The sequence below is a fragment of the Serratia sp. CY27727 genome (assembly GCF_052169275.1).
GTDB classification, from domain to species: domain Bacteria; phylum Pseudomonadota; class Gammaproteobacteria; order Enterobacterales; family Enterobacteriaceae; genus Serratia; species Serratia sarumanii.
The window spans coordinates 582,299-608,914 of sequence record NZ_JBJNLB010000002.1; the positions used below are offsets into that span (position 1 = coordinate 582,299).

Annotated in this window: 24 protein-coding genes; all 24 read right to left on the reverse strand. The window is 61.8% G+C overall.

From position 1 onward, the window contains the following. Positions 1 to 27 precede the first annotated feature (27 nt). The 24 genes from ACJ8HB_RS07600 to tssJ all read right to left on the reverse strand — a co-directional run bounded on the left by ACJ8HB_RS07600 (position 28) and on the right by tssJ (position 26,609). Positions 28 to 1,473 (reverse strand): serine/threonine protein kinase, encoded by a 1,446-nt coding sequence (locus tag ACJ8HB_RS07600; protein WP_033653609.1) that lies wholly within the window; start codon positions 1,471 to 1,473, stop codon positions 28 to 30. A gap of 49 nt (positions 1,474 to 1,522) precedes the next feature. Next, complete coding sequence (gene tssH, locus ACJ8HB_RS07605) at positions 1,523 to 4,177, reverse strand: type VI secretion system ATPase TssH (RefSeq protein ID WP_094859950.1); 2,655 nt, start codon at positions 4,175 to 4,177, stop codon at positions 1,523 to 1,525. A gap of 56 nt (positions 4,178 to 4,233) precedes the next feature. Then, entirely contained in the window at positions 4,234 to 5,304 is a 1,071-nt protein-coding gene (gene tssG / locus ACJ8HB_RS07610; RefSeq protein WP_094859949.1) for a type VI secretion system baseplate subunit TssG, read from the reverse strand. After that, positions 5,301 to 7,187 carry a type VI secretion system baseplate subunit TssF gene (tssF, locus tag ACJ8HB_RS07615; protein ID WP_033647812.1) on the reverse strand — a complete coding sequence of 629 codons (1,887 nt, stop codon included), beginning with the start codon at positions 7,185 to 7,187 and terminating at the stop codon, positions 5,301 to 5,303. Before tssF ends, tssG begins: the two co-directional genes overlap by 4 nt. Positions 7,188 to 7,191: 4 nt before the next feature. Beyond that, positions 7,192 to 7,767, reverse strand: a complete 576-nt coding sequence (locus ACJ8HB_RS07620) for a type VI secretion system baseplate subunit TssE (protein ID WP_047571529.1) — start codon at positions 7,765 to 7,767, stop codon at positions 7,192 to 7,194. Between the two features lie 2 nt (positions 7,768 to 7,769). After that, positions 7,770 to 8,591 (reverse strand): type VI secretion system accessory protein TagJ, encoded by an 822-nt coding sequence (locus ACJ8HB_RS07625; RefSeq protein ID WP_265342502.1) that lies wholly within the window; start codon positions 8,589 to 8,591, stop codon positions 7,770 to 7,772. 15 nt (positions 8,592 to 8,606) lie between these two features. Beyond that, complete coding sequence (locus ACJ8HB_RS07630) at positions 8,607 to 9,593, reverse strand: hypothetical protein (protein ID WP_047571531.1); 987 nt, start codon at positions 9,591 to 9,593, stop codon at positions 8,607 to 8,609. A gap of 28 nt (positions 9,594 to 9,621) precedes the next feature. Further along, positions 9,622 to 10,395, reverse strand: a complete 774-nt coding sequence (locus ACJ8HB_RS07635) for a PP2C family protein-serine/threonine phosphatase (protein ID WP_015378289.1) — start codon at positions 10,393 to 10,395, stop codon at positions 9,622 to 9,624. Next, on the reverse strand, positions 10,395 to 12,137 hold the full coding sequence (tagH, locus tag ACJ8HB_RS07640) for a type VI secretion system-associated FHA domain protein TagH (protein ID WP_047571532.1): 1,743 nt from the start codon (positions 12,135 to 12,137) through the stop codon (positions 10,395 to 10,397). Before tagH ends, ACJ8HB_RS07635 begins: the two co-directional genes overlap by 1 nt. Before the next feature lie 233 nt (positions 12,138 to 12,370). Then, positions 12,371 to 12,709, reverse strand: coding sequence for a T6SS amidase immunity protein Tai4 family protein (locus ACJ8HB_RS07645; protein ID WP_223181965.1), 339 nt, complete (start codon positions 12,707 to 12,709; stop codon positions 12,371 to 12,373). Positions 12,710 to 12,778: 69 nt separating this feature from the next. Next, complete coding sequence (locus ACJ8HB_RS07650; RefSeq protein WP_223307189.1) at positions 12,779 to 13,132, reverse strand: T6SS amidase immunity protein Tai4 family protein; 354 nt, start codon at positions 13,130 to 13,132, stop codon at positions 12,779 to 12,781. Between the two features lie 12 nt (positions 13,133 to 13,144). Beyond that, positions 13,145 to 13,603 (reverse strand): T6SS amidase immunity protein Tai4 family protein, encoded by a 459-nt coding sequence (locus tag ACJ8HB_RS07655; protein ID WP_033653617.1) that lies wholly within the window; start codon positions 13,601 to 13,603, stop codon positions 13,145 to 13,147. Then, positions 13,600 to 14,103 carry a type VI secretion system amidase effector protein Tae4 gene (locus tag ACJ8HB_RS07660; protein WP_071883819.1) on the reverse strand — a complete coding sequence of 168 codons (504 nt, stop codon included), beginning with the start codon at positions 14,101 to 14,103 and terminating at the stop codon, positions 13,600 to 13,602. The genes ACJ8HB_RS07655 and ACJ8HB_RS07660 overlap by 4 nt, the downstream gene beginning before the upstream one ends. 49 nt (positions 14,104 to 14,152) lie before the next feature. Next, positions 14,153 to 14,635, reverse strand: coding sequence for an Hcp family type VI secretion system effector (locus ACJ8HB_RS07665; RefSeq protein WP_004961372.1), 483 nt, complete (start codon positions 14,633 to 14,635; stop codon positions 14,153 to 14,155). 298 nt (positions 14,636 to 14,933) lie between these two features. Further along, entirely contained in the window at positions 14,934 to 15,425 is a 492-nt protein-coding gene (locus tag ACJ8HB_RS07670) for a T6SS effector amidase Tae4 family protein (RefSeq protein WP_047571534.1), read from the reverse strand. Then, positions 15,422 to 15,805 carry a Rap1a/Tai family immunity protein gene (locus tag ACJ8HB_RS07675; protein ID WP_025303292.1) on the reverse strand — a complete coding sequence of 128 codons (384 nt, stop codon included), beginning with the start codon at positions 15,803 to 15,805 and terminating at the stop codon, positions 15,422 to 15,424. The genes ACJ8HB_RS07670 and ACJ8HB_RS07675 overlap by 4 nt, the downstream gene beginning before the upstream one ends. Before the next feature lie 67 nt (positions 15,806 to 15,872). Then, complete coding sequence (tssC, locus tag ACJ8HB_RS07680; RefSeq protein WP_016927259.1) at positions 15,873 to 17,378, reverse strand: type VI secretion system contractile sheath large subunit; 1,506 nt, start codon at positions 17,376 to 17,378, stop codon at positions 15,873 to 15,875. 3 nt (positions 17,379 to 17,381) lie between these two features. Continuing rightward, positions 17,382 to 17,918, reverse strand: a complete 537-nt coding sequence (gene tssB, locus ACJ8HB_RS07685; RefSeq protein ID WP_033635026.1) for a type VI secretion system contractile sheath small subunit — start codon at positions 17,916 to 17,918, stop codon at positions 17,382 to 17,384. A gap of 121 nt (positions 17,919 to 18,039) precedes the next feature. Then, positions 18,040 to 19,071, reverse strand: a complete 1,032-nt coding sequence (tssA, locus tag ACJ8HB_RS07690; protein WP_047571535.1) for a type VI secretion system protein TssA — start codon at positions 19,069 to 19,071, stop codon at positions 18,040 to 18,042. A 23-nt stretch (positions 19,072 to 19,094) separates the two neighbouring features. Continuing rightward, positions 19,095 to 19,814 carry a type VI secretion system-associated protein TagF gene (tagF, locus tag ACJ8HB_RS07695; protein ID WP_033647808.1) on the reverse strand — a complete coding sequence of 240 codons (720 nt, stop codon included), beginning with the start codon at positions 19,812 to 19,814 and terminating at the stop codon, positions 19,095 to 19,097. A gap of 18 nt (positions 19,815 to 19,832) precedes the next feature. Then, a complete protein-coding gene (tssM, locus tag ACJ8HB_RS07700) occupies positions 19,833 to 23,468 on the reverse strand; it encodes a type VI secretion system membrane subunit TssM (protein WP_047571536.1) in 3,636 nt (1,211 codons plus the stop codon). Next, a complete protein-coding gene (locus tag ACJ8HB_RS07705; RefSeq protein ID WP_049272050.1) occupies positions 23,468 to 24,670 on the reverse strand; it encodes a DotU family type VI secretion system protein in 1,203 nt (400 codons plus the stop codon). The genes tssM and ACJ8HB_RS07705 overlap by 1 nt, the downstream gene beginning before the upstream one ends. A 21-nt stretch (positions 24,671 to 24,691) precedes the next feature. After that, entirely contained in the window at positions 24,692 to 26,038 is a 1,347-nt protein-coding gene (tssK, locus tag ACJ8HB_RS07710) for a type VI secretion system baseplate subunit TssK (protein WP_033638522.1), read from the reverse strand. A gap of 40 nt (positions 26,039 to 26,078) precedes the next feature. Next, positions 26,079 to 26,609, reverse strand: coding sequence for a type VI secretion system lipoprotein TssJ (tssJ, locus tag ACJ8HB_RS07715; RefSeq protein WP_048321733.1), 531 nt, complete (start codon positions 26,607 to 26,609; stop codon positions 26,079 to 26,081). Positions 26,610 to 26,616 lie beyond the last annotated feature (7 nt).

A 26,616-nucleotide genomic window follows, 5' to 3' on the forward strand; every position in this document is an offset into this window, starting at 1 on the left:
CCCGCGGCGGCGGGGGGCAGAACGGGATTAACCGGCGGTGGCCGGATTGACCAGCCAGGTGCCGGCGTTGTCGATGCTGAGTTGCTGCTGGCGGAGCCGATCGTTGTGGCGGATCTCCAGCTGATAACGGCCCGGCGCCAGATTCAGGCTGGCGAAGCCGTTTTCGCCCGGCGTCACCTGTTGCGGCTTGCCGTCGAGGCTGACCTGTTCGCCCGGCTGCAGTTTGAAGTACACCAGCGCTACCGGCTGCGGTGGCGGCGCCGCCTTTTGCGGTTCCACCGGCGCAGATGGCGCGATTTGCGGCGCGCTCGGCTGCTCCGTCAGGGTTTTCTGCGCCGGTGACGTCTCGGTGTTTTGCGCTACGGCCGGGGTATCATCCTGGCCGCCGCTCAGCCAGGCGACGGCGCCGATCGCCAGCAGCGCCGCGACGCCGGCGCCGGCCATCATCGGCCGCGAGAATTGGGTGCTGCGCGCGGTAACGGCGCCGGCGGCTGCGGCGGCGGCAGCCGGGTTGGCGGCCACCAGCAGGTTCTCCGGCGCGGCGGCCGGGGTGCTGATGATTTCGTTCTCATCGGCGATCGGCAGATGCAACAGCTCGGCCATTTCATCGATGGTCTGCGGGCGGTCTTCCGGTTTCAGCGCCAGCGCGCGGTCGACGGTGCGCAGCAGCTCCGGCGAGTAACCGGCGGGGCGGCGCTCGGCCAGCGGCTGATAGCTGTCTTCGATGCTGCGCACCACGCTGACCGGCGGCGGCGAACCGACGATCAGCGTGTGCAGCACGGCGCCCAGCGCATAAATATCGGTCCAGGGCCCCTGTTCGCCGTCGCTGTTCTCGGTGTACTGCTCGATCGGCGCGAAACCCGGTTTCAGCATGATCTCCGTTTCGTCCGACAGGTTGCCGATCTCTTTGCGCGCCGACCCGAAGTCCAGCAGTACCGGCAGCTGGCTCTCCTGGATTTGGATGTTATCCAGTGAGATGTCGCGGTGCAGGTAGCCTTCCTGATGGATGGTGTTGATGGCGCTGAACAGCGGCGGCAGCAGCCGCCGGATCCACGCCTCGTCGATCTTCTCCGGCTGCTGCGCCTGCAGGTTCTTCAGCGTGGTGCCGCTGTAAAACTGGGTGCCCATGTAGGCGGTGCCGTTCTCTTCCCAGAAGCGCAGCACGTGCAGCAGGCCGGGGTGCGAGAAGCGCGCCAGCAGGCGCGCCTCCTGAATAAAGCTGTTCAGCCCGGCCTGGAAGGTTTTGCCGAAGCGCTCGCCGCGCAGCCCGATGCTGAGATCGTCGTTGCGTTTCGCCAGCGAGGTCGGCATGTACTCCTTGATGGCGATGGTGCGTTCCAGCTGGTGATCGTAGGCGCGGTAGACGATGCCGAAGCCGCCTTCGCCGATCGCTTCCTGGATCTCGAATTCGTTGAATCGATAGCCGCTCGGCAGGCTGTTCGAATTCGGTTTGGTTATCCCGGTTCCCGACATAGTGATGACTCTCTGTGTTCAAAGGGCCGCCGCCTCGGCGGCCGTGGCGTTATGCCTGAAATTGACAAATGAATTCGTTGTTCTGCAGCGCGATATGCAGCTGGCGATAGCGCTGGTCGTTGGCGCTGCCGGTCAGCAGGGTGTGGCTGATCTGCGGCAGCAGGGTGTTGGTCAGGATGGCGTCGACCATGCGGCCGCCGGACTCCACCTCGGTGCAGCGGCTGACGATCTGCTCGATGACCGCGTCGTCGAAGGTGCAGACGATGTCGTGATTCTCCGCCAGGCGACGCTGGATGCGGCCCAGCTGCAGGCGCACGATGTTGCCCAGCGTAGCGTCGGTCAGCGGGTAATACGGCACCACCAGCAGGCGGCCGAGCAAGGCGGCCGGGAACACCGACAGCAGCGGCTGGCGCAGCGCGCCGCTCAGCGCCTCTGGCTCCGGCAGCAGCTCCGGATCGCTGCACAGTCCGGCGATCAGATCGGTGCCGACGTTGGAGGTCAGGATGATGATGGTGTTGCGGAAATCGATATGGCGGCCTTCGCCGTCCTCCATCCAGCCCTTGTCGAACACCTGGAAGAAGATTTCATGCACGTCCGGGTGCGCCTTCTCGATTTCGTCCAGCAGCACCACGCTGTAAGGACGGCGGCGCACCGCCTCGGTCAGCACGCCGCCTTCGCCGTAGCCGACATAGCCCGGGGGCGCGCCTTTCAGCGTCGAAACGGTGTGCGACTCCTGGAATTCGCTCATGTTGATGGTGATGACGTTCTGCTCGCCGCCGTACAGGGTTTCCGCCAGCGCCAGCGCGGTTTCGGTCTTGCCGACGCCGGACGGCCCGGCCAGCAGGAACACCCCGACCGGCTTGTTCGGATCGTCCAGCCGCGCCCGCGAAGTGCGCACCCGGCGGGCGATCAGATCCAGCGCATGGCGTTGGCCGATCACGCGCTGGTTCAGGGTGTCGGAGAGCTGCAGCACCGCCTCAATCTCGTTTTTCACCATGCGGCCCAGCGGGATGCCGGTCCAGTCGGCCACTACCGCCGCCACGATGTTGGCGTCGACGGCGGCGAAGATCAGCGGCGCTTCGCCCTGCAGCGCGCTCAACTGCTGCTGCAGTTCGCCCAACTGGGCACGCAGCGCGTCGGCGTCAGGGCCAGCCTGCGTCTCTTCGTCGGCAGGCTCCGCTTCCTGTTGGTGCAGCTGAGCGCGCAGTGTGATGATCTCTTGGATCAGCGCCAGCTCCTGTTGCCAGCGCTCGGTCAGCTGTTCCAATTCCTGGCGCAGCGCGGTCAGCTGGGCTTCAATCTCCTGCGGGCGCAGGGGATCGCCGATGCCGACCTTGGCCTCGCGGCGGGCGATATCCAACTCTATCTGCAGCGCATCGATGCGGTGGCGGCAGTCTTCGACCTGAGCAGGCTCGGCATGTTGGCTGACCGCCACGCGCGCGCAGGCGGTATCCAGCAGCGCCACCGCCTTGTCCGGCAACTGGCGGGCAGGAATATAGCGATGCGAAAGCCGCACCGCGGCGTCCACCGCTTCATCCAGCAGCAGCACGCGGTGGTGTTGCTCCAGCGGGCTGACGGTGCTGCGCAGCATCAGCAGCGCTTTGTCTTCGCTCGGTTCATGCACCTGCACCACCTGGAAACGGCGGGTGAGCGCCGGATCCTTCTCGATGTATTTCTTGTATTCCGACCAGGTGGTGGCGCCGAGGGTGCGCAGCTGGCCGCGCGCCAGCGCCGGTTTCAGCAGGTTGGCGGCGTCGCCGGTACCCTGGGCGCCGCCGGCGCCGATCAGGGTGTGAATTTCGTCGATAAACAGGATGATCGGCGTCGGGCTGGACTGCACTTCGTCGATCACCGCCTGCAGCCGTTTTTCAAACTCGCCTTTGACACCGGCGCCGGCCTGCAGCATGCCGATGTCCAGCAGGCACAGTTTCACGTCGCGCAGCTGCGGCGGCACGTCGCCGGCCACGATGCGCAGCGCCAGGCCTTCCACCACCGCGGTTTTCCCGACGCCGGCCTCGCCGGTCAGCAGCGGGTTGTTCTGGCGGCGGCGCATCAGGATATCGATGATTTGCCGGATCTCCTCATCGCGGCCGGCCACCGGGTCAATCTCGCCGTTGCGCGCTCTGGCGGTCAGATCCTGGGCATACTGCGCCAGCACGCTTTCACCGCTGCGCGCCGCGCCGGATACGTTCTCGGCGCCGCTTTCCGCCGGCGCATCCTGGGCGTTTTCCGCCGAGTGAGCGGTGATGGCGGCGAACTGCTCCATCAACAGATCGGCGTTGATGCGCTCGAACTGCGGGGAAATGGCCTTCAGCAGATGGCGCAGGCTGTAGGTTTTCAGGATGCCGAGCAGCAGGTGGCCGCCGCGGATGCGCGCCGCGCCGAATTTCAATGAGCCATAGACCCAGGCGCGTTCCACCGCGCTGTCGATGTGCTCGGACAGATCGGAAATGGCGCTGGCGCCGCGGGGCAGGCGATCGAGCGCCTCGACGATATCGCGCGCCAGCTGCGCCTCGTCCAGCGCGAAGTGGCGGACGATCTGCTGCAGATCGCCGTCCGGCGATTGCATCAGCTGATGCAGCCAGTGCGCCAGTTCGACGTAGGGGTTACCGCGCAGCTTGCAAAACGCCGTCGCACTTTCCAGAGAGGTGAATAACAGGCTATCCAGTTTGCCAAATAATACCGAGCGGCTGATTTCAGACATGGTTTTCCTCAGGTCTCAGAGTGGCCTGGCGCCGCAGGGCGCCGGCCGAAATAGGGTCAGAACGGATTTTCCAGCGGTTCAGGGCTGAAGATCAGATCGTCGAGATCGCGTTGCCGCCGATCGTCGGCCAGCCAGCTGCTCAGGCCCAGTCGCTGCGCGCCGCCGAGCTGGATGCCGTGCGCCTGTTCCTTCGCCAGGATCAGGCGCACTTCCCAGACGAACTCGATGCCCAGATATTGGCGCACCCAGTCGCGCAGCTGCCAGCACAGGTCGGCGCCGGGCAGGAAGCGGTCATAGTCTTGCTGCGGCATCGGCCCCAGCTCGATGCGGAATTTGTGTTGAATATCGCGCACCGCGATGCCGAGAAAGGCCGATTCGCCGAGCCGCGGCGCGCCGCGCCCGGCCTTGAGCCGAGCTTGCTCGCGCGGTTCCACCCGCAGCCAGTGCGGCACGTTTTCGACGATGCGCACCGGCACCTTGAAATACTGCTGCAAAATCTTGCTCAGGCCTTCCGGATCGCGGCTGTGGCGAATCAGATGACCGGCCATAAAATGTTTGGCGTGGGCGTTGATGCTGTCGCGTTCCTGCTGCGCCGGCTGGCCGATGCCGATCAGGCTCGACAGGTATTCGTCGAAGCGCCGGTTGTCCGGGCGATCCAGCGACACCGTCGGCTGCGCGTCGGCCCAGGCGCGGTAAAACAGCAGCGTCAGCCGGTGATGGAACAGGTTGGTGAACGCCAGCAGGGTGGTGTCCTGGTGGTGGTACACCCGTTCGCGCACGTATTCGGTCAGGTGCAGCGGCAGCGGCCCGTTGGGGCCGAACAGACCGAAGCTGAAGATCGAGACGTCGTGCAGCGGGCTGTTGGCGCGCGGCGCCACCTGCGCCAGCGTGGAGGGCGCGAACGACAGCGACGGCTCCTGGCCCAGACGCAGCATCTCATGGCGCGGCAGCGGCGCGCGCCCCAGCAGGTAAGGCTGGCCGCCCTGGGCGTCGATGCGGCGCAGCAGCTGAAACAGATCGTGCTTGTAAGGCGCGCTGCGCAGCCGCGGCCAGAAGTCGTCCGGCAGGCGATACAGCGCGTTGATCTGCGGCGGCGCCAGTTCGGTGGCAATCATCTCCGCGCTCATATCAGCGTCCTTTTGCCCATGCGCGCCTGCCAGTGGGCGATTTCGCCGCGCTGCTGGCTGGAGAGTGTCATCTCGGTGAAGGTGTTCATCGCCACCAGGCGCGAGAACAGGCGCTCCAGCACGCTGCCGAGCAGATAAGGGCTGTTGCCGGAGAACGCTTGCTCATCGACCGTCAGATCGATGGCGATGCCGCGCGCGAACACGATGGGGCCCGGCTCCGGCACTCGCCGATAAACCGGCCGCAGGTTGCAATGGCGCACGCCCTGGATCTGTTTGGCGATCGCCGGCTCGCTCAGGTTGCCGTACAGCCCCAGCAGCTGGCGCAGGCTGGCGGCGCCCTGTTCCGGATCGCCGTCCATCATGCTGAGGTAGTTCAGCTGCAGTTGGCTGATCAGCCGCCAGGTGATCATGCCTTCGGCCAGCGCCGGGCGCGGCGGGGTGGGGCCTTTGCGCAGCGAGACCTGCTTGATCGGGATCGAATCGGGCATCACGAAGTTGCCCTGATCCTGTTGCAGCAACATCAACGGCAGGTCGCGGCTGGTGCACAGCACGTCGGCGGTGAGGTATTTCAGATCGCTGTGCCACGGCGATTGCCGCTCGTCCACCAGCGACACGAACACTTCCGAACCGGCATAGCCGGTGCGGGTGCCGTAGCGGCGGGCGTGCTCCGACAGCGTGCGCTGTTCGCGCCGCAGCGAGAAGTAGGCGCCATAGTTGCCGTCGTCCGCGCTCAGGGTGCTGTAAAACGGCCGAAACTCTTGCTCGTAGCGTTTTTCGCTGGCGCTGCCGCCGAGCCGCTGCACCGAGAACACTTCGTAATCCAGCGGCCGGATATTGTCGACCACCAGATGGTATTCGTGGTTTTTTTCGTTGATCGCGATGCGTTCGGCGACCTTCGGAAACAGGTTGATCACCGGCGTGCAGTGCAGCGCCAAATGGGCGGCGTCGACCACCCGCTCCAGCGCGGCGTCGTGCCGATCCAGCAGCACCACGATTTCGAACTGGCGCAGCGCCTTTTTCCCTTCGCGCACGCTCTGCAGCAGCGGGCGCAGGCCGTTGACGCTGAAGAACTGGAAGCGCGCCGGGAAGGCGAAGTACTCCTGCAGCAGCCGGTAGCCTTCGAAGTTGCGCAGGTCGTTGGGCAGCAGCGCCTGTTCGGCGGCGAAGCCCTCCTGCCGCAGCCCGTCCAGCGCCAGCGCCCGCCGCTGCGGCTGCGCCTCCACCGTTTGGCAGACAAGCCCGACGCTGTGTTGCATCAGCAGTTCCAGCAGCTGCTGCGCCTGCATGTCCGGCCCGGCCAGGTAAAACATCAGCTGATCCAGCTGCAGGTTGTTGAGCGTCACGCTTTCGTAGCACTCGAGACGAATGCGCAGCGCGCTGACGCAGCCGCTGTGCTGCAGCCCCAGCGAGGCCAACGGGATATCGGCCGGAATGCCGCCCAGCTCGACGGCGGCGATGCGCACCGGCTGCAGCGTGACGTCATGGGCGGTGGCGTAGCTGCAGGTGATGCCGCTTTTCTTCAGCGTCTGGCTGTCCATCATGGTGCCGCGCGGCACCACGAAGCCGTTGCTGATATCGCCTTTGCTGCTGTCCGGCTGCAGTTCGGCGATCGCCATCGACGGCGTCGGCGACAGGTAGTTGGGGTAGATGATCTCCAGCAAGCGCTGAGAAAAGCGCGGGAACTCGGCGTCCATTTTCAGCTGCACGCGCGAGGTGAGGAAGGCGAAGCCCTCCATCAGGCGCTCGATATAAGGATCCGCCACGTCGATGCCGCGCATGCCAAGACGGCCCGCGACCTTCGGGTACTGTTCGGCGAACTCGGCGCCCATCTCGCGCAGATAGGCCAGCTCGCGGTTGTAATAGTCTAAAAGTTTACTGTCCATCGCCTTACCCTATGTCTTTCAGATCGAAGTGGCCGTTTTCCAGATCCACATCGGTACGGAACAGAAACTCCAGCGGATAGGGCACGCACCACAGGCGGCCCTTGATTTCGATCGACAACACGTTGTGCAGCTCCAGTGAGCCGGTGTCCGAGATGCAGCGCACCTGCAGCCCCTCAGGTAAAATGCGCGGCTCGAAATGGAGAATGGACTCGGTCAGCGCGCGCTGAATGTCGAGCCATTCGATGTCCGACATGCGCTTGCCCGCCAGCGAGGCGATGCCGTAATTCAGGGTGGAGCGCCGCACCTGCGGAAAATCGCCGAGATCCAGATTGGATTCGCTGTTGACGCAGTTGAACAGCCACTGCAGATCGCGCAGCACCCGGCGGCGCAGTTCGCTGTGCGACACCAGGTTGCGCACCTGCGCCTCCTGTTTTTTCTGCGGCTCGTCGTCGGTCAGCATGTCGAGCAGCACCGGCTGCATTTTGTCGCGTGACGTCAGGCGTTCGCTGTCCTGACGATAGCGATAGCCCTGGCGGTGCAGATCGCCGCCGTCGTAGTGGGGGGGGCGCTTGTCGTTCATGGTCAGGCGCTCGCGTCGAAGCTCAGCTGCCGCAGGCTGTGCAGCGGGAATTCGTCGCTTTCGCTGAGCCAGGTCTTCAGGCCCAGCCCCGCATAGTGGGTGCCGTCGCCCAGCGGTTGCCATTCGGTGCGTTTGCCCAGCAGCAGCGCGTCGTCGCTGTCTTCGGCCAGCGGGTAGCGGGCGGGCAGTTGGCACACCTGTTCGCGGCCGTCGGTCAGGCGCACCAGCGCATGGCTCCACACCAGATCGATGGCGCTCTGCGGCGCCTGGAACTGGATCGCGGCGATGTCGGCGAACGGCAGCCAGTAGTAAACGCCGTTCAGCGCCAGCTCGCACACCGGGCCGAGGCGGCCGTCACCGTCGGTCAGCCAGTCGAAACGCAGCTGCCGTTCTTGGTCGCCTTCGGCCAGCGTTAACCGCCCGGCGCCGGCCGGGGCGGCCTCCAGCGCTTCATCGCGCAGCGCCTGGGCCTGTTCGGTCGCCCCTTGCGCATCCTGATGCAGCGCCTGCACCATCAGTTTCAGCCAGGGCTGATCCTGCCGCAGCAGCGCCGGCGCGGCCGTGCCGGCGAACACCGCCTGGCGTTGCAGCTCGGCGTTGACCGACTGCATCAGCAGCAGCGTGGTCGGTTGAGCTATCGGTTTCAGCGCCTGCCAGGATTTCAGCTGCGCGTTGGCGCGCGTCCAGTTGCCGCTCAGGCACAGCAGTTGCACCAGCGCGGCGCGCAGGTCGGCATCCGCCGGTTTCGCCTTGATATCGTTTTCGACGGCGGTGATGGCCGCGCCGATCGACTGACCTTGCAGCATGCTTGCTAATGATTTCACAGGCTTTCCTTATAATCAGTGAGTGGCGCCGTTAACCGACAGGTAGCTGCCGCTAGCGGGATCGACCCGGTCTGCGGCCAGCTTTTCCACCAGCTTGAAGGTCAGCGGAGCGGGGGCGCTCAGCAGCGGTTGCCAGGCGGTTTGCGCCTGCTGCAGGCGCTGTTTGATCTTGTTCTCGTCTGCGGCGTCGACGCGCGGCATTTCAACGATCGCTTCGCCGTTGAACGCCCACGCGTGCAGCTTCGGTTCAAAGCTCAGCAGCAGGAAGCTGCCCGGTGCCTGCGGGTTGCCGCCCAGAACCAGCCGCTGGGCGTTGGCGCTGACGACGGTCAGCGCGCGATCGCCGCCGTTGATCTGCGCCAGCGGATAGCCTTGCAGGAACCACAGCGTCGGCGAGAGGGTTTGGCCGCCCTGTTGCAGCGTGACCGCGCCGCTGCCCTGCAGCCAGCCGTCCTCGCCGCAGCGCAGCGCGTCGCCGGCGGGAATGAACAGCGCGCCGCCGTTGGCTTCGTCACGCCAGAAGGTGCGGAAGTGGCAGCCCTGCGGCAGGTTGAAACGCTGAGCCGGCGCGGTGTCCGCTTGCGGGGAGGTCACGGCTACCGCCGCAGGGATCGCCGGCTGCGGTGGGGTCTGCGGCTGCTCGACGGCCTCCTGTTTGACCACCGGTTTCCAGCCGCGCGCTTTGGCGGCCTCGCCGCTGGCCAGCTTCTCACCGCGCTTGTCGGTCAGCGTCCAGGGCAGGTGGCCGGTTTTCGGGCACTGCTTTTCCAGCAGATTGCCGACGCGCGGCAGGAAGTCGTTCAGCACCGCCGGATCCTGGCTTTGCGCCGAGACGATGCGCAGCGGGATGCTTTTGCCGCACCAGCTTGCCGGATTGCTGTTTTTGACGTCATCGATAAACACTTCCAGCTTCTGGCTGGGGGAGTAAACCAGGCGATAGTTCATCGCCTGCGCGGTCGGCACCGCCATCAGGGCGACGAGCCCCGGCATCCAATATTTCATAGTGAACCTTGCTGTGAATGTGCGCTGCTCAGTCGCGACTCAGAAACCGCTCCGCATCCGCCAGCGAATGCAGCAGGGTGGTTTCCTGCGGTGAGCCAATCCAGACGGCGATAGCGCTGTAGTTATCGCTGTTATTGTTTTTCTTCCATGCCTGCTGCATCAGGGCGATCCACTCGCTGGGGGAGTTGACCATGTGCAGCGACTGTTCCAGTTCGGCCTGGCTGAAGCTGTGCCAGAAGCCGTCGGTGCACAGCAGGAAAACGTCGCCGTCTTCCAGCTGCAGCACGTCGCTGTAGGTGGCGTCGCGCTCTTCATTGAGCCCCAGCGCGAAATACAGCAGGTTGCTGTTGATGCCGTTGGTCTGATAACCGGCGTCCTGCATCTGCTGGATCAGGCTATGGTCGGTGGTAACGGCATGCAGGTAGCCGCGGCGGAAGAGATACAGGCGGCTGTCGCCGGCGTGCGCCCAGTAGGCCAGCTGATAATCGCGATCGATAAACAGGCTGACCAGCGTGGTGCCCATCTTGCTGTATTCGTCCGACTGTCGCTGCTGCTGGTGGATGGCGGCGTTGGCGCGCGTAATGTGCTGGCGAATGCTCTGGGCGTTCAGGTGCTTTTCGCCGTCGAAGTTTTGCAAAATGGTGTCGCGCGCCAGTTTGGCGGCGATATCGCCGCCCGGAAAGCCGGCGATGCCGTCGCACACCACGAAGCAGGCGGCGCGGTTGCCGAGCACCTCGCCGGTCTGATCCTGGTTGGAGGCGCGGCCGCCCTGGTTGGAGGTAGAGGCTATGGTGATATTCATTACGCGTCCGGTTTGGTCTGTGAGTCTTTGTATTGATTCACTTCAACGTCATAGGCGTGCAGGAAGGCTTCGCCGAACAGGGTGTGGAAATCGTCCTCGATCTCGCCGGCGGTTTGCTGATAGTTCTTCACGAAGTAGTCCCACAGCGCAGCCTTGCGGTTGGCGGGCAGCGACAGGCGCGGCGCCACGCCTTCCTTGCGGGCTTCCTCTTCGAGACGCTCCGGGTTGAACGACTGCAGCATGGCGGCGATGATGGCGCGAATACCGGCGATCATCCCCAGCTGGTGCGCCTGCAGGTCGATCAGCGCGTCGCGCACCGCCTGCTCCGGCGGCATAAAGCCCGGCATCTGGCTGCCGAACATCTGCATCAGCACCGTTTTGCCCGAAGGGAGCAGCTTGAACGGGTTGTTGGCTTCGTCGAGGATCATGGTCATTTCGGCCTTCACGCCGCGCTTGAGGATAGAGCGGGATGAGAGCAGGGCGACGGTGCCTTGCGAGAACAGGCTCAGCAGGCGGCCGGCCTGGCGGATCTGTTGTTCGTCGAAGTGCGGCTGCGGCTGCAGATCGTCGAGACCGATGCCTTGCAGCAGCGCCGCCAGCAACGGCCCTTCCAATGTGTCGCCATTCGGCGCGGCGGCGTGTTGCCGCTGGGCGGACTGGTAGGCGACCGGATCGATGCCCAGGCGGTTGCCCTGGCGCGGGCGCGGCGGCTGCACGGGTGGTTCCTGCTGGCTGAACTGCGGCGTGGGTTGGGGCTGTGGCTCGGGGATTTGCACAGGTGGCGGCGTCGGCTGTGGGCGCGGCGCTTGCGGTTGTGCGGCGATCGGCGGCGGAGACGGCGGCGCGGGCGGCTGTACCGGTTCCTCCGGCTGGGCCAGCGGCACGGCGCCGCCCATCAGCAGCCCCAGCGGATCGTTGCTGTTCAACGCTTCTGGCGAAGCGGGCGCGGATGAACCGCCGAACAGCGCCAGCGGATCCAGCTCTTGCTCCGGTTGCTGCGTTTTTTGGGTGGGAGCCGCCGGGCGCGGCGGCGCAGCCTGCTCCGCCAGCAGCGCGCTGGGGGTGGTATCGGCCAGGATGTGTTCGCGCTCAAAGGTGGTGTCGGTGTTGAACAGCGCTGCCGGATCGGTTTGCTGCTGCTGCAGCTGGCGCAGATCGACATCGCCCGCCAGCTGCGCCAGCGGATCGGCCGGGTTCAGCTCGCGAGTGGGGGTATCCAGCAGCGGGTGGTTGCCTGGATTGGCGACCGGCGGCGGTGTGACTGTGGCGGCGGCCGGCGCATTCGGCGTGAATTCTTCCACCAGGCTGTCCCAGATTTCGTTGGGGATTGGCGCGGCGGATTTTTCTTTGGCGGCGGCTGCAGGGGCCGCAGCAGCGGCAACGGCGGCGGCCTTGGCCACCGGTTGAGCCTGTGGCGCGGCGTGCTGTTGCAGCGCGCTGACTTCAATCTGGTAATCGTCGATGCCGAGCACGTCGCCGTCCTGCAGTTCAACCTGGCGGCCACGTTCCAGCGGAATGTCGTTCAGCAGCACGCGGGTAACGTTGCCGCGGTTGGTGATGCGGCATTCGCCGTCAGCGGAAATATGCACGATCGCCTGCAGGCGAGAAATGGCGCGCTCTTCGTCCGGCAGCACCAGGTTGTTGTCCACGCTGCGGCCGATGGTGCCGCCCGGCGGCAGAAAATCGCAACTGCTCTGCGGCGGAACCTGGCCGCTTTTATTTTTTACAATGGAAAATCGCATAAGGCATTCCTGCTGATTAGGAGGTAGTGCAATAATTAATGATTCGATCTGTGGCTTGCCAAAATTGGCGGGTATTTTGGCAAGCCGTTAAGTTGTTTCTTAACTCGTTCACTAAGGCTTGTTGTGGTCTTAATTTTACGAAATGCTTTTGTTATTAATTGAAGGCTTGTTGATTAGAGAATTGAAATTAGATTTCTTGATTATCCCAAGGTAACTACCCTCTTATAACTAATTTACTGATTAGAGTAGCGAGAAAAGATGACGTTAGCTTCACTGGCGCTCTGCAGTGAAAGACAATCTAAAGTATGGTAAGTCCCTTGAACTGAGCCTTGGCTATTTTTATTTGCGTACTGTTCAGCCAGTTTTTCACCTTGTTCAAATGCATCCATCGGCAGTTTACTCAATTCTAAATAGGCGGAAGCGGAACGGAAGGCGTCTTGTTTGGTTCTTTCTGAGTCAGTGGATTTCCCAATGCAGCGGCTGGTTAACCAATTTTTATATAGTGCCTCTTGCGATAAAGCATTGAGCGAGTTTTCAGCAAGGACTACATGGCTTCCGAGCAGCAGAGACATTAAAAAGTACGTGTATCTTCTCATCCGAGATAACCTTTGATATGAGCCGTCGTTTGAGCAACTCTGATATCAGTTGTCGTCTTTCCCTTGGTACTTCTTGATGATGGCTTGCAACGCTTGGCTATGTACAAGATCGATGCACTTTGCCATCGTCATCGTCTCCCCAGACATGCTGTCATAGGGCTTTGCCAGAAATTCTTTTGCTAGCGCCCTGACAGCGGTATGCGCTTCCAGAGAATAATCGCCGAACTCCATGTAACCCCTGGCGGCAGCGGCGGCATCGTTTTTGACTTCTTTTGCTGAGTACCCCTCGGCAATACAAACGCTAAGCGCGTAGTTTTTGAGGTACTCGGCAGGGGAGTAGTCAATTTTTGTCGCTGCATTAGCGTTCAACGTTGCGGCGATGGCCACAGTCAGTAAGATTCTTTTCACTGATTATTTCCGAGGAGGATTTTCATTTATTCTATCCGGATTGTCTTTCACCCAATTATCATTAGGGCGCTGTACATAGTCTTTCGCAAGTTTGTCAAGATCTTTACTATGGTACATATCCATGCACTTCATTAAGTCTAAGCGACTTTTCCCATCCTTAGCATTGTAATTCTTTTGCAAGTACTGCTTTGTCAGCGCAATTATAGGGGATTCTTCATCACGAATTGCATAGTATGACCACGCATCGATTCCATTCGATGAGGCAATTGCATCTTTGCTGGCTTCTGGTGATGTCTTATAAGCGACTGAAATGCAGTAGGTTAGAGCGATATCTTTATAGTTTTGCAAATAGTTTCTGTATGCTGCCTGCGGTGGCCACTTTTCAATAGGTTCTTCTTGATTTTTCTGTGCTATAGCACAAGTGGCATATAGACAAAAAAAGGAGATAAGGATTTTTTTCATCTCAATACCCAAAAGTTAGCGTAATTTGTTGTATAGCGAGCTTCTGGTTCATTGAAATAACAATGATCATAACAATCGCCGTTCCCATTCCAGAGCGTGGCATGTCCTCCGGCATCGCTCCAACCTGCAATTTCAAACAATATGATCCCCTTCTTTCCTGCTAATTCACCACCACCTGGAGGAGGGAACTTGACTCGAAGGTCGGGTTTGCCCCAGATCTTTGTCAAATAAGCGATAAGATCTTTAACTCTAAAAAAATACCATTGACGATCGGCACCTGATACGGTCTGATCTTTTACATAAGGAATGGGAAAGCCAGATTTATTCAAGATGTAGCTCATGCGTACAGCGCAGGTGTTTTCCCACTTTCCATTAGGCGCAATATTCATGGCTACACGCCCACCGATAATCTCGGCAACATTCTGAGCTGAATATTGCGCGTTATATATTTTAGTGCTTGCAGCCCATGCGGCTGAAAAAATGGGGCGGTTATTATTCATTGTTATTTCCCTATATTAGACCCCCGGCCGTAACCGGGGGGCATACAAATTAAGCTTCGCGGTTTTCCTTGATGTTCCAACCTGCGCTGCTTTCGGCGCCTTTGCCGCCTTTGTCGCTCTGCTCCCAGTATTGCTGTTTCACTTTCGCCGCCTGGAAGGAGTAGGTGACGCCCACGGTGTCTTCGCCGCCTGCGCCGGTGTACTGCACTGCAGTGACCAGCACGTCGTCCAGGGTGATTTTAACGTACTCAACCTGAGTACCGCCCGCCTTGCAGACAGACAACTCAACCTTGGTCAGGTGCTTACCGCTGGAGCAGTGCTTCAGCAGCGCCGGGGTTGACTTGTCGACCAGCGCGTTAACGTGCAGATCGTTGAAGCACACTTTGCCAGCGCCACCGCCGCCGCCAACGCCCATATTGCCCGGTTGAGAAGCGCCCCAGGAGAAAGAAGTAATGTCGGTCCAGCCTTTGTGATTCGAATCTTTAGATTCGCCGCTGGCACCTTCAACTTTCAGGAACATATCAATAGCCATAGTTTCTTCACTCTTTATTAAGGGTTAACAGTAGTATTAACGTTACGTTGAAAAACTCAGGTAATAGCAGCAGGAATTGCAAGTGTGGTAATGCATTACCAATTTATATCCTTGTGCCATGCACCTTATTAAATACCGAAAACTATCGGTACGGGTTACCGAGCCACTATTAAGTGCTAATGGCTCAATGCTTAATTATTTCGCGTTATCTTGGTCCATGTGCGTTCTGGATTGCCTGCTATGAGCAAGCATGCAGTTAAACCAAACCTCATGCTTTTACTGGTCAGCTGATGGAACACTAGCTTAATTCCCAAAACCAGACTTCTTTGCAGTTAAAATAGCAATGGGAATGGCAGGTCAATAGCGAGTTTTCTGGTTCAATAAGATCAATGTGTCCGCCATCATAGTTGGTTATTTTATTGAAGAACACGACGCCTTTTTTATTGCCGATACCCTTCTCTGCATCTGGAGCTTTAAAGAAAATGTTGGCTTTGCCAAAACTACTGGAGCGATGCAACTGATCGGCCAGCAGTTTGGCTCCAGGTTCAATCGTTTTACCCTTATAGGCGCCTTTTTTGATTGGCAGGCGGCCTTTGAAGCTGATGCCGGCTTTCAACAGCGCCAGGCTCATGCGGACGGCACAGGTATTGGCATAACCAGGATTTTGCTTTAGAAGCGTATCAAGCTCATAACCAATCTCAGCGTAAACGGCTTCTGCTGCCAAATATCCCGGGCTAGAGTAATCAGAGGAGTAATGGCTGCTTTTTAGCTGACGATATAAAGGTTTCATGCTTTGCCTCCTTTGCACGGGAAGCGAGTTGCAAGAGCCTCTTCAATCAGGGGGGCAGCCCTTTCGTGCAGGCGCGCAGCGGGAAGTTTATTAAAGAATTCGAACACAAACTCCTGCAGAGTGACGGTTTGTAGCTGGCTGTATTGGCACCAGCTTTTGCCTTCCGTCGCGTCCAACACGCCCAGCAAATAAATCCGCGCTTTCTCTTTTTCCTGTTTATCTGCACTGCGATAGAAACGGAAAAAGTCACTGCCCGGCAGATTGACATCATCGGACGTCAAATGTGCTATCGATGTCTGCTCTGCGAAAGCTGGCGGCGCGGCGGAGAGCGAGCAGACGACCGCCAACAGCGATGCCAGATAAAACCGTTTTGTCTTCATCTTTCTTTCCCTGTGATGAGGTTGATGTATCAGCCAGGCCGCACTATCGCGGCCTGACTTCAGCCCATCAGGACGCGTCGTTTTGCTTCAGCGAAGGCAGCTTCGACACCAGGCGCAGGGAGACGGTCAGGCCTTCCAGCTGGTAGTGCGGGCGCAGGAAGAACTTGGCGCTGTAATAGCCCGGGTTGTCTTCGATCTCTTCCACCTGCACTTCCGCCGCGGCCAGCGGTTTGCGCGACTTGGTTTCCTGCGAGGAGTTGGCCGGATCGCCGTCCACGTAGTTCATGATCCAGTCGTTCAGCCAGCGTTCCATGTCGTCGCGCTCGCGGAAGGAGCCAATTTTGTCGCGCACGATGCACTTCAGGTAATGCGCGAAGCGGCAGCAGGCGAACAGGTACGGTAGGCGCGCGGAAAGCTGGGCATTGGCGGAGGCGTCGGCATCGTAGTATTCCGCCGGCTTCTGCAGCGACTGCGCGCCGATAAAGGCGGCGAAGTCGGAGTTTTTGCGGTGCACCAGCGGCATAAAGCCGTTTTTGGCCAGCTCGGCTTCGCGGCGATCGCTGATGGCGATCTCAGTCGGGCACTTCATGTCCACGCCGCCGTCGTCGCTCGGGAAGGTGTGGCACGGCAGGTTTTCCACCGCGCCGCCGGATTCCACCCCGCGAATGGCGGTGCACCAGCCGAACTCTTTGAACGAACGGTTGATGTTGGCGGCCATGGCGTAGGCGGCGTTGGTCCAGGTGTAGTTGCCGTGGGTCGCGCCGTCGGTGTCTTCTTCGAAGTCAAACTCGTCCACCGGGTTGGTGCGGATGCCGTACGGCAGGCGCGCCAGGAAGCGCGGCATCACCAGGCCCAGGTAGCGCGCGTCTTCCGACTCGCGCAGGCTGCGCCAGGCGGCGTACTCGGTGTTCTGGAAAATCTTGGTCAGATCGCGCGGGTTGGAGAGCTCCTGCCAGGACTCCATCTGCATCACGCTTGGCGCGGTGCCGGCGATGAACGGGCAGTGCGAGGCGGCGCCGATCTTGGCCATTTCGCCCAGCAGCTCCACGTCCTGCGGGCTGTGATCGAAGTAGTAGTCGCCCACCAGGCAGCCGAACGGTTCGCCGCCGAACTGGCCATACTCTTCTTCGTAGACTTTCTTGAAGATCGGGCTCTGGTCCCAGCCCACGCCTTTATAACGCTTCAGCGTGCGGCCCAGCTCCTGCTTGGAAATGCTCATGAAGCGGATCTTCAGCATCTCGTCGGTTTCGGAGTTGTTGACCAGATAATGCAGGCCGTGCCAGGCGCCTTCCAGCTTCTGGAAGTCGTCGTGGTGAATGATCTGGTTGATCTGCTGCGACAGCTTTTCGTCAATTTCCGCAATCAGCGCCTGAATGGTACGGTAGGCGTCGGAAGAAACGGTGACGGTGTTTTCCAGCGCCTGCTGCGCCAAGGTTTTCACCGCGTTCTCGACCGCTTCTTTGGCCTGATCGGTCTTCGGCCGGAACTCTTTGTTCAGCAGCGCGCTGAATTCATCGCTGGAAAAAGTCTCGGTGGTCTGCAACGCATTTTGTTGCTGAGGCGAGTTGCTCATCGATTAATCCTCACGCTCGTTGTTTTCGTCGTTAACCGCCGGCTTCGGCGCGTCGGTCAGGGATTGCAGCAGCGCCGGATTTTGCAGGATCTTGGAGATCAGCTCTTCGGCGCCGTTCTTGCCGTCCATGTAGGACAGCAGGTTGGAAAGCTGGGTGCGGGCGTCCAGCAGATTGTCCAGCGCGTCGACCTTGCGGGCAATGGCGGCGGGGGAGAAGTCTTCCATGCTTTCGAAGGTCAGATCGATGTTCAGCTTGCCTTCGCCGGTCAGGGTGTTGTCGACCTGATAAGCGACGCGCGGCTTCAGCGATTTCATGCGCTCGTCGAAGTTGTCGACGTCGATCTCCATGAACTTGCGCTCTTCCACGCTGGCTTGCGGATCGACCGCTTTCCCCACCAGATCCGCCATCACGCCCATCACGAACGGCAGCTGGATTTTGCGCTCTGCGCCATAAATTTCGACATCGTATTCAATCTGTACGCGCGGCGCGCGGTTGCGGGCGATGAATTTCTGCCCGCTGCGGGATTTCGAGTTTGACATGATTTACTCCATCTAATGGCGATTGGGAACGCGCCTCGTCCGGCTGGGAGAGTCAGGTTCTGATTCGGGTCTGCGCAGGGGCAGACGGTATCGGATGCGTCAAGAGAACAAAGGTCGGCGGCTAGCTGTTCTCCTCGTTGTCGGGGCGACCGAGAATGGTCTCCAGTTGGTTAAGCCCATCGGGCGCCAAATCGCGGACGATTTGCATAAAGTCCAGCGTAATCAACCGCTGGACCCGATCGATCATCAGCGGCGCCGGGTGGCTCGGCTCATGAAGACGAAAATAGTTTTTCACCTTGTCCAGCATCAGTTGGGCGTCGTCGCGCGACTGGATCTGCGCGCTGCGCCAGTTGAGCGGGGCGGTGGCGCTCTGCACGGCGGCCGGTGGCTGCACGGCGGCGGCTTCCGGCAAAGCGTCCGGTTCAGCGGCGGCCGGGGCCTCGCTCTGGCCGGCGAGCGCCACCAGCGAAAAGACCTTGGTGAGCGCGCTCATTTCCGGCAGCGCGCTTTCCCCCAGATGACGGGTCACTTCGCCGCGAATGGCGCTCAGGGTGTTGGCGATGCGCGCCACCAGGGCGCCTTCGGGGCGATCCTGCTGCGCCAGCTCATCCTGCAGCCGTGCGCGGCCGCCGGGAAAATTGGGGCACTCCTGCTTGCTGCCGTCGAGCAGGGCGCCGGCATCGCGCAGCGAGATTTCACCGGCGGCGCTTTTCAGCAGCGGCGCGGCGCGCACGCTGGCGGCCAGCGCGGCTTTGTCGCCAAGGTCGGCCAGCGCGTTGATGCGAAACAGCGGGTCGGCCTCGCCGTCGAACTCCAGCGGCGGCTGCAGGGCGTCCCAGTAACGGGCCATCGACTGGTGGATCAGCGTCAGCCCGTCGGCGTAGCCCGGCAACCCGCGCAGCTGGGTCCAGGCGCGGGTGAGATACAACATGACGCGCAGGTCTTTGGTGCGCGCCAGCAGCGAGGTCGCGAGGCGTTCGACCTGCACCCAATCCGGCGCTTCTTCCGGGATGATGGTGCTGCCGAACTGTTGTTCGGCCTTGCCGGTGGCGGCTTGTTCCATTGCCAGAAAGTCGGCGTCGTATTCCAGGTTGTCGCCGCAGGGATTGTCCGCGTCGACCGGTGCCAGCAGGGTATCGGTGTCGATAGCCATAAAATTTCCTTCAACGAGCGATGTTAATCAAACATTTGCGGGTACTGGCCGCCGCGGCCGGGGCGCGCCCAGCCGTTGGGCTCGAACAGCAGTGAAAACAGCTGCACGGTGAGGTTGCCGCTGTGCACGTGGGTGTAGAGCGGGTGTCCGTCGGCCTGATTGGTCCACCAGAAACTGGTGTACTGCGCCGGGTCGAAACAGTCGGCGGCCTGTTGCCAGCCGAGGCCCGGCACGTCCGGATGCTGGAAACCGATAATTGACAATATCTCGGAATCCGCTTCCGCCGGCGGGCTGGGCAGCGCCGGGATCGCCTGCAACGTGCGGTCGATCTGCTCGGCGGAGAAACCGTTGCGCACGCCGTTCAGCAGGGTATAACCGAGCTGTTGGTACCAGCTCGCCGCCATGTTCAGCTGTTGCGGCCGCCAATCCTGTTGGCTGAACAGGCGCAGCGCGCAGATCGGGTAGCGTCGCCCGACGCGATCGCGCGCCGGCAACAGGCAACCCATCTGCACGTACGGGCTGCCGAGCGTGGCGGGGATCACGAAGTTCCACACCGGTGCGTTGCTGAACGGGTGGCCGTTCGGCCCCTGCGCATCGCGCTGCAAATTCACCAGCCCGTTATGGAACCAGTGGGCCCAGTTGTTGACCACCGGATCGGGCAGGCGGCGTTGCAGGAAGTCGCCGGCGGAAGGGAGTTTGCCGTACCAGCCGATGCTCGTCGGGGCGCTTGAATCAGTGCTCATGGTCATGTCCTTTCGGGGCTACGGGCACGAGAAGGCCGGCAGTTGGAACGGATTGCGAATGCTGTTGGGCGTGAACTCCAGCGTGACGCGGTGGCCGTCGAGATTGAAGGTCGCCTGGCGGCCGAGGCCGCCGGTACCCGAAGATTGCGCCATATCCACCAGGCGGTTCAGCGCCCACGGCCCGCTGGTCACCAGGCTGGCGGTGGTGCCGTTGGCCAGCGCCAGCTGCAGATGCACCTGGTTGGTATTGCGGGTGCCCGGCCAGCTGACCACCAGCGGCACCTGCGGGCCGTGGCTGTATTTGAACAGCTGCCCGTCGATATCCAGCGTCAGGTTGAGGATGTCGTTATCCATCCGCACCGGCCGCACGGTCACGCGGTACGAGGGCGTCGCGGTGCCGTTGGCGAAGAAGGCGTCGCGGATGCGCTGCGCCTGCTGGAACGAACGCAGGATGCCTTCGCCGCCGGGCAGCGTCTTGCCGTCCACGCCGGGGGTAAAGCGCCAGTTGGCGCGGGTGGTGTCGACCTTGCCCTGCAGGTTGTCGCGGAAGAAGCTGTCCATCAGCCCGCTGTTCGGCGCGAACATGCGCGCCAGATCGTCCGGCGTCACTTCCTGGCGCGCCCGGGCCACCAGCGGATAACGGCCGGCGATCGCCTGGCGGCAGAAACTGCCGACCTCGAAGCTGATGCGCTTTTTCACGTTCTCCATCTCTTTGCGCTGGGTGTCGCTGCTGGCGCCGATCGCCAGCGACAGCAGCATCTGTTTGAACGGCACCGGCAAGCGGCCGGATTCGGCCTGCAGACGCGGGATGATGTCGCTCGGCGGCGCCGACATGCCGCTGTTGGCCGCGCCCTGAACCGCCGTCAGATAGCTGTACAGCTCATCGACCTGCTTGAGCACGCTGTCGAAAGGGATCGCCTTATTGCCTTCGCCCTGGCTTTGCGCCAGCTCCAGCAGCGGCGCGAAGTGCGCCATCACCAGCTGTTCCGGCTGGGCGGATACGTCACCGTCGGCGTTGGCCGGCCGGTTGGTGAACAGCGCTTCCAGCGTGCGATTGGCGTTTTGATTCAGTCTGTCTTCGGTTTTGGCCAGCAGCGAACGGGAATCGGCGTCGCTTTTCTCGTCGCGCAGGGTGACGTTTTTGCTGACGTTGACCAGCAGGTTACGCATCGGCGACGGGTTGCCGGACAACAGACGCGCGCTGCTGATGCGCTGGGTCAGGTTGCCGATGTTGGCCAGTTGGATATCCCCCAGCAGCTCATCCCAGGCGCTGATGAAATCCTGCATGTACAGCTGGCGGATGGTCTTGGTCAGGTCGGCGCTCTTCTGCTCCGGCGTCTGGCTGTTCAACACCCAGACGTCTTCCTTGCGCAGGGTGTCGGTCACCGGATCGATGTTGTCGTTGAACGCTTTCCAATACCCCTGCGAGGTAAACAGGCCCGGCACGCCGTCGGTCACCGGTTTGCCGCTTTTGCGGCTGAATGCCAGCTCGGTCTGCGGGCCGGCCAAATCGACCAGGCTGACCGGCTTGATGTCGGTCTGCTTCAGCAGCAGGCGCTTGAGGCGGCCGTAGACGCGCTGCGACAGCGGCGCCCGGTTGATGGCGGCCTGCGCCTGCGCCACCAGCGGGTCGTCTTTGGCGTAAGGCGAGGCCTGGATCTGCGCATCCAGCAGCTGGCCCAGATGCCATTCGATCTGCTGCAGCTGTTTCTGGGTGCTGCCCTGCGGCAGGTTGCGCTGCAGGTTGAGCATCACCCAGGCGCGCAGGAATTTGCCGTCGTACTGCTTCGGCAGATACAGCATCTGGTAGGCCTTCAGCGCTTCGTAGCTGAAGTCCGCATCGCCGTGGTTGTCGTTACGCAGCGTGGCGGCGATCTGTTGCGCCACCTGCGGCAGCAGCAGCTCTTTCAGCGCTTTTTGGTACAGCGCATTGCCGGCGTCGCTCACCTGATCGCCGCGGAACAGCCCCATGCGGTAGGTGAACGGCGGATCGTCCAACGAAAAGTTTTGGCTGTCCGGCAGGTGCAGCAGGCTGTTGAGGAACGGCAGTAGCGAGAACATGTCGCCGTTGCCCAACTGCGTCAGGTTTTGCCCCTGGCGCTCGACGCCGGGCACTTTGGCGGCCACTTCCGCCAGATAGGCCTTGTTGTTGCCGTAGCTGGTGAACCAGAGCATCGCCAGCACCGCCAGGATCGCCGCCAGCGCGATGTAACCCGCCCAGTGCAGGGCGCGGTTGCGGTATTCCCACCAGCGGTTGCTGCCCGCCAGCCCGGATTCCTGGAAGACCACCGATTCCAACGTCTCTTTCAGGAAGAAGCTTTGGCCCTTGGCCGCCGGGATTGGCGCTTCCTGGCCCACGCTGTCCCAGGCCGCGTTGGCCTGCGCCCCTGAGTTTGCCGTCGGCAGCTGCAGATAGCGGTTCAGCTCGCCCATCACCCGGTCGAACGGCAGGCCTTCCTGCGTGCCGCTGGTGAAATAGATGCCGCGCGGGGTAAAGCGGGTTTCAAAACTGGAGGTGGCGAACACCTGTTCCAGGTATTGGCTCAGCAGCGGGCGCAGGGCAGCGAACTCCTGCGGGAACAGATAACTTTCAGCGCGCTGGCGCGCGTCGTGCTCCATCAGCAGCGTATCCGGCAGCGCCGCGTCCAGCCGCTGTTGCAGCAGGGCGTATTGCTGTTCGAAAGCGGCATTCAGGTTGAAGTCCGGCTGCCGCGAGCGCTCGTAAGGGAAGGTGAACCCCCAGATCTGGTCGCGCTGTGCTTTGTCGAAGCTGCCGAAGTAGGCCATAAAGCCGTTGAGCAGGTCGGTTTTGGTGACCAGCACATAGACCGGGAAATGAATGCCCAGCTGCTCGTGCAGTTCGATCAGGCGTTTGCGCAGCGCGCTGGCCTGGGCGGCGCGCGCTTCGGCGCTGTCGCTCAGCAGATCGGCGACGCTGATGGTCACCATCACGCCGTTGATCGGCTGACGGGTGCGGTATTTTTTCAACAGCGCGACGAAGCTTTGCCACTCGCCGGCGTCTTCTTCGCGCTGGCTTTCCTGCGTGGTGTAGCGGCCGGCGGTGTCGAGCAGCACGGCGTCGTTGGTAAACCACCAGTCGCAGTTGCGGGTGCCGCCCACGCCGCGCAGCGCGGATTTGCCGAAGCGATCCGCCAGCGGGAAGTGCAGGCCGGAGTTGACCAGCGCGGTGGTCTTGCCGGCGCCGGGCGCGCCGATGATCACATACCACGGCAGCTGGTACAGGTATTGGCGGCTGAAACGGGTCATCCAGCGGTGTTTGCCGTCGCCCTGGCCCGGTGTGAAGCGCGCCTTTTTCAGCAGCTGCGCCGCTTCGTCGAAGCGCTGCGCCAACTGATCGTCTTGTTTGACCTCGGGCTTGCCGTCTTCCGCCGGCACCGCTTCGGCGGCGCGCAGGTTGCTCAGCAGGCGGCTGTTGAACCAGGCGCTGTAGAGGCGCGGGATCAGGCGGCACAGGAACCAGATCAGGTAGATAACGCCGATGGCGATCTGGCGGTTGAGTTCCGGCTCCAGCGGGCGATAGTCGCCGATGGCCACCAGCGGGCCGATCATCCAGATGATGAACGCCAGCGCGGTGATGCCGACAAAGCCCCACAGCAGGCGGCTGGTGATGATGGAGAATAACGTACTGAGCATTACTTTCCGGTTCCTTGCGGCAAGCCGTTGATTTCCGCCTGGGTATTTTCCGGGGCGACCAACAGCGTAATTTCTACCCGGCGGTTCAACGCGCGGTTCACTTTGTTATCGTTCGGCGCGACGGGATTGCTCTCGCCGCGGCCCTCGGCCTTGACTCGCTGCGGGTTGGCGAGGTGCTTTTGCAACCGGGCGCTGACCGCTTCGGCGCGCGCCAGCGACAGCTCCCAGTTGGAGGCGAAACGGGCGCTGCGGATCGGCACGTTGTCGCTGTAGCCGGTGACCAGGATTTTGCCGCTGACGCCGTTCATGGCGGCGGCGATGCGGTCGATAACCGGAATATAGTTGGCGCGCACCGTGGTGGCGGCGGAGTCGAACAGCCCGTCGCCTTTGAGGATCACCACGCTTTGCTGCGCTTCGTCGCGCACCACCACCAGCCCTTCGGCGATCTCTTTGCGCAGGAAGCTTTTCAGGCTCAGCGTCGGCGGCGCGGCCGGCGCCGGGTTACCGATCGCCACCTGCGGCAGATTGGTTTGGTAAATCGCCGCCAGCACCGGACTGGTGTTGTCGCCCAGCCGCCAGTTGAGGGCGATGAACAGCAGCGAAGCCAGGAAGCCGGTCAGCGCCACGCAGGCCCACAGCGGCACCAGCGGGCGCCACAGTTTCTGCTGTACCGGCAGATCCAGCGCATGGGGCGACAGCGGCGGGGCATAGCCGCCGCGCACCGACCGGATCAGCTGCAGCAGGCGCTGCTTCATGGTTTCCAGCTGCGAGCGGCCGTTTTCCATCACCCGGTAGCGGCCTTCAAAGCCCAGCAGCAGGCAATAATTGATCAGCTCCAGCAGGTTGATGTGCTCGCGCGGACTTTGCGACAGCTTGGCCAGCAGCTGGAAGAATTTCTCGCCGCCCCAGGTTTCGTTATGGAAGGTCACCAGCAGCCCGCTGCCGGACCACACGCTGTTGCTGCCCCACGGGGTCAGGGCCGCCGCTTCATCCAGCGCGGTGCACAGGCAATAACGCGCGCCGATGATCACCTCGTACGGCAGGTTGGCGCGTTGGCCGCGGATCTCGAAGCGGCGCATTTCGTCGATCAGCTGTTGGCGCAGCTGCGCCGGGTTGGCGTGCGTGGCCGACTGGCGGATCTGCGAAATGGCGTTCAACAGCGGGTTGGCGGCGTCCACCAGCGGGTTGGCCGCCGGCGCCATGCTATTTTCCTGAGTCATAGGTTACCGGTCCGTATGGCTGCGAATCGCCCAAAATTCCATGTCCAGCCCTGGGAATTCGCCCGCCAGGTGCAGGGCGAAGGCGCTGGATTTTTCCATCTGTTTCCACAGGTCGCCGCCTTTTTCCAGCTCGAAGTAGGTGTAGCCGGCGTGATAGGGGATCTGGCGCGGCGCGGCGGGCATGGTGCGCAAACCGATGCCCGGCAGCTGCAGCTGCACCAAATCGCGGATGCGCGTGACCGGGGCGATCTTCATCTGCGCCGGGAAATGGGTCAGCAACACCTCGGCGGCCACGTCGGCGCGCACCGCCAGCACGAAGCCGAAGTCGCGCATCATTTTGGCGTCCTGCACGGTGGCGACGTTCAGCCCGTGGGAGCGTTCGACCAGCGTCAGCTGAATGGCGTTGTCTTCCAGCACCACCGACAGCCCCTGGCGCAGCAACAGCATCAGCTTGCCGAAGCACAGCGCCAGGTTGTCGTGGTCATACACCGGCAGACGGCCTTCCGGGGTGCGCTGCGCCGAGAAGCTGGCGAGCTCGGTGGCGAACTGCAGCCAATCGGCGAACAGGCGCTCCGGGTGCAGATGGTCGAGGTGGTAGGCGTGGCTCACCTGGCCGAGGTGGCGGTTGATCAGCTGCAGCAGCATGAAATCGACCATTTCGGAACTGCCGCCGCGGCCCGGCTGCAGCAGGCGCTGGCTCATCTGCTGGCTGCGCTGTTGCAGCAGGCCCTGCAGATCGTTGATGAAGGTTTTCAGTACCGGGTTGCCCTGGCAGTTCAGCATCGGCGGGATCTGCGCGGTATCGAGACGCAGGCTGTTGTCGCCGCGTTTTTCCAGCACGCGGGTCACGCCGAGCGCCGTCCATTCGGCGTTGAGCTCGCTCTCCAGCATCAGCCGCAGGCGCAGGCGGCCAAACTGCAGCGCCGCGCTGCCCACCGAGACGGCGTTGAGATCGTCGACTTCATTCTCGTAAGCCAGATAGCGCGCCAGCGCCTCCGGGCTTTCCTGAAAGATCACGTCTTCACGCCCCGCGCGGTAGGTCGGCAGGGCCAGCACCACGTTTTCGCCGGTCTTGTTTTCGGCGATGGTCAGCGGCGCGGGCGCCTGCTGGGCGCCGGCGAAGCGAAACGGCGTGCCGTCCGGCATGATGCCGCTGGCGGCGTTGAGGGCAATCTTGCCCTGGCGCAGCAGCGTTTGGTCCAGATCCAGGGTGAGGAAACCCCAGAAACAGCCGCTGTGGGCCTGGCCCCAGTTGCGCATATAGCCTTCGAGATAGTTTTCCGCCTGCTGGAAATGGTGGGGGCGCAAAAACATCCCCTCCGTCCAGACAACCTTATGAGCATCTTTCATCATCACACCTATAGTTACTTCGCTTCAGCGCAGCGGTAGGTCAGTCGACCTTTTTTACGGGGCGCAGGCCACTCACGCCCGCGACGATATGCGCTTCCAGCTCATCCGGCGAGAATTGCCATACCTTATAGAAATTGGTTTCGGTGGGTTCCGGCAGCGGCAGTGAAAGGCGCCAGGTTTTGCCGTCCAGATTTTGATATTCGGCGATCACGCCGATGTAGCGCGCATCCAACGCGCTTTGCCCACCGAGTTTTTTGCCGGTCTGGCCCGGCGTCAGGAAGAACTGATCGCTGTCCAGCAGGCTGTTGCCGAGCACGCTTTTGGCGTCGTTTTGCAGACTGAAGAAGTCGGCATCCATGAATTCCGCATCCGAACGCAGCAGCAGCACGCGAATTTTTATCGGCGCCGGTTGCGCGCCGGCGGCGGCGTTGACCTGGCGATCGGCATCGAACACCAGGCTGTATCGCGACGGCACGCTTTTGGCGGAAGACATGCAGCCGCCGAGCGCCAGTGCGCCCAGCAGTAGAAAAAGCATCCCGCACCAGCGGGAAGCGATAGGAGTCGTCATCATGGGAATC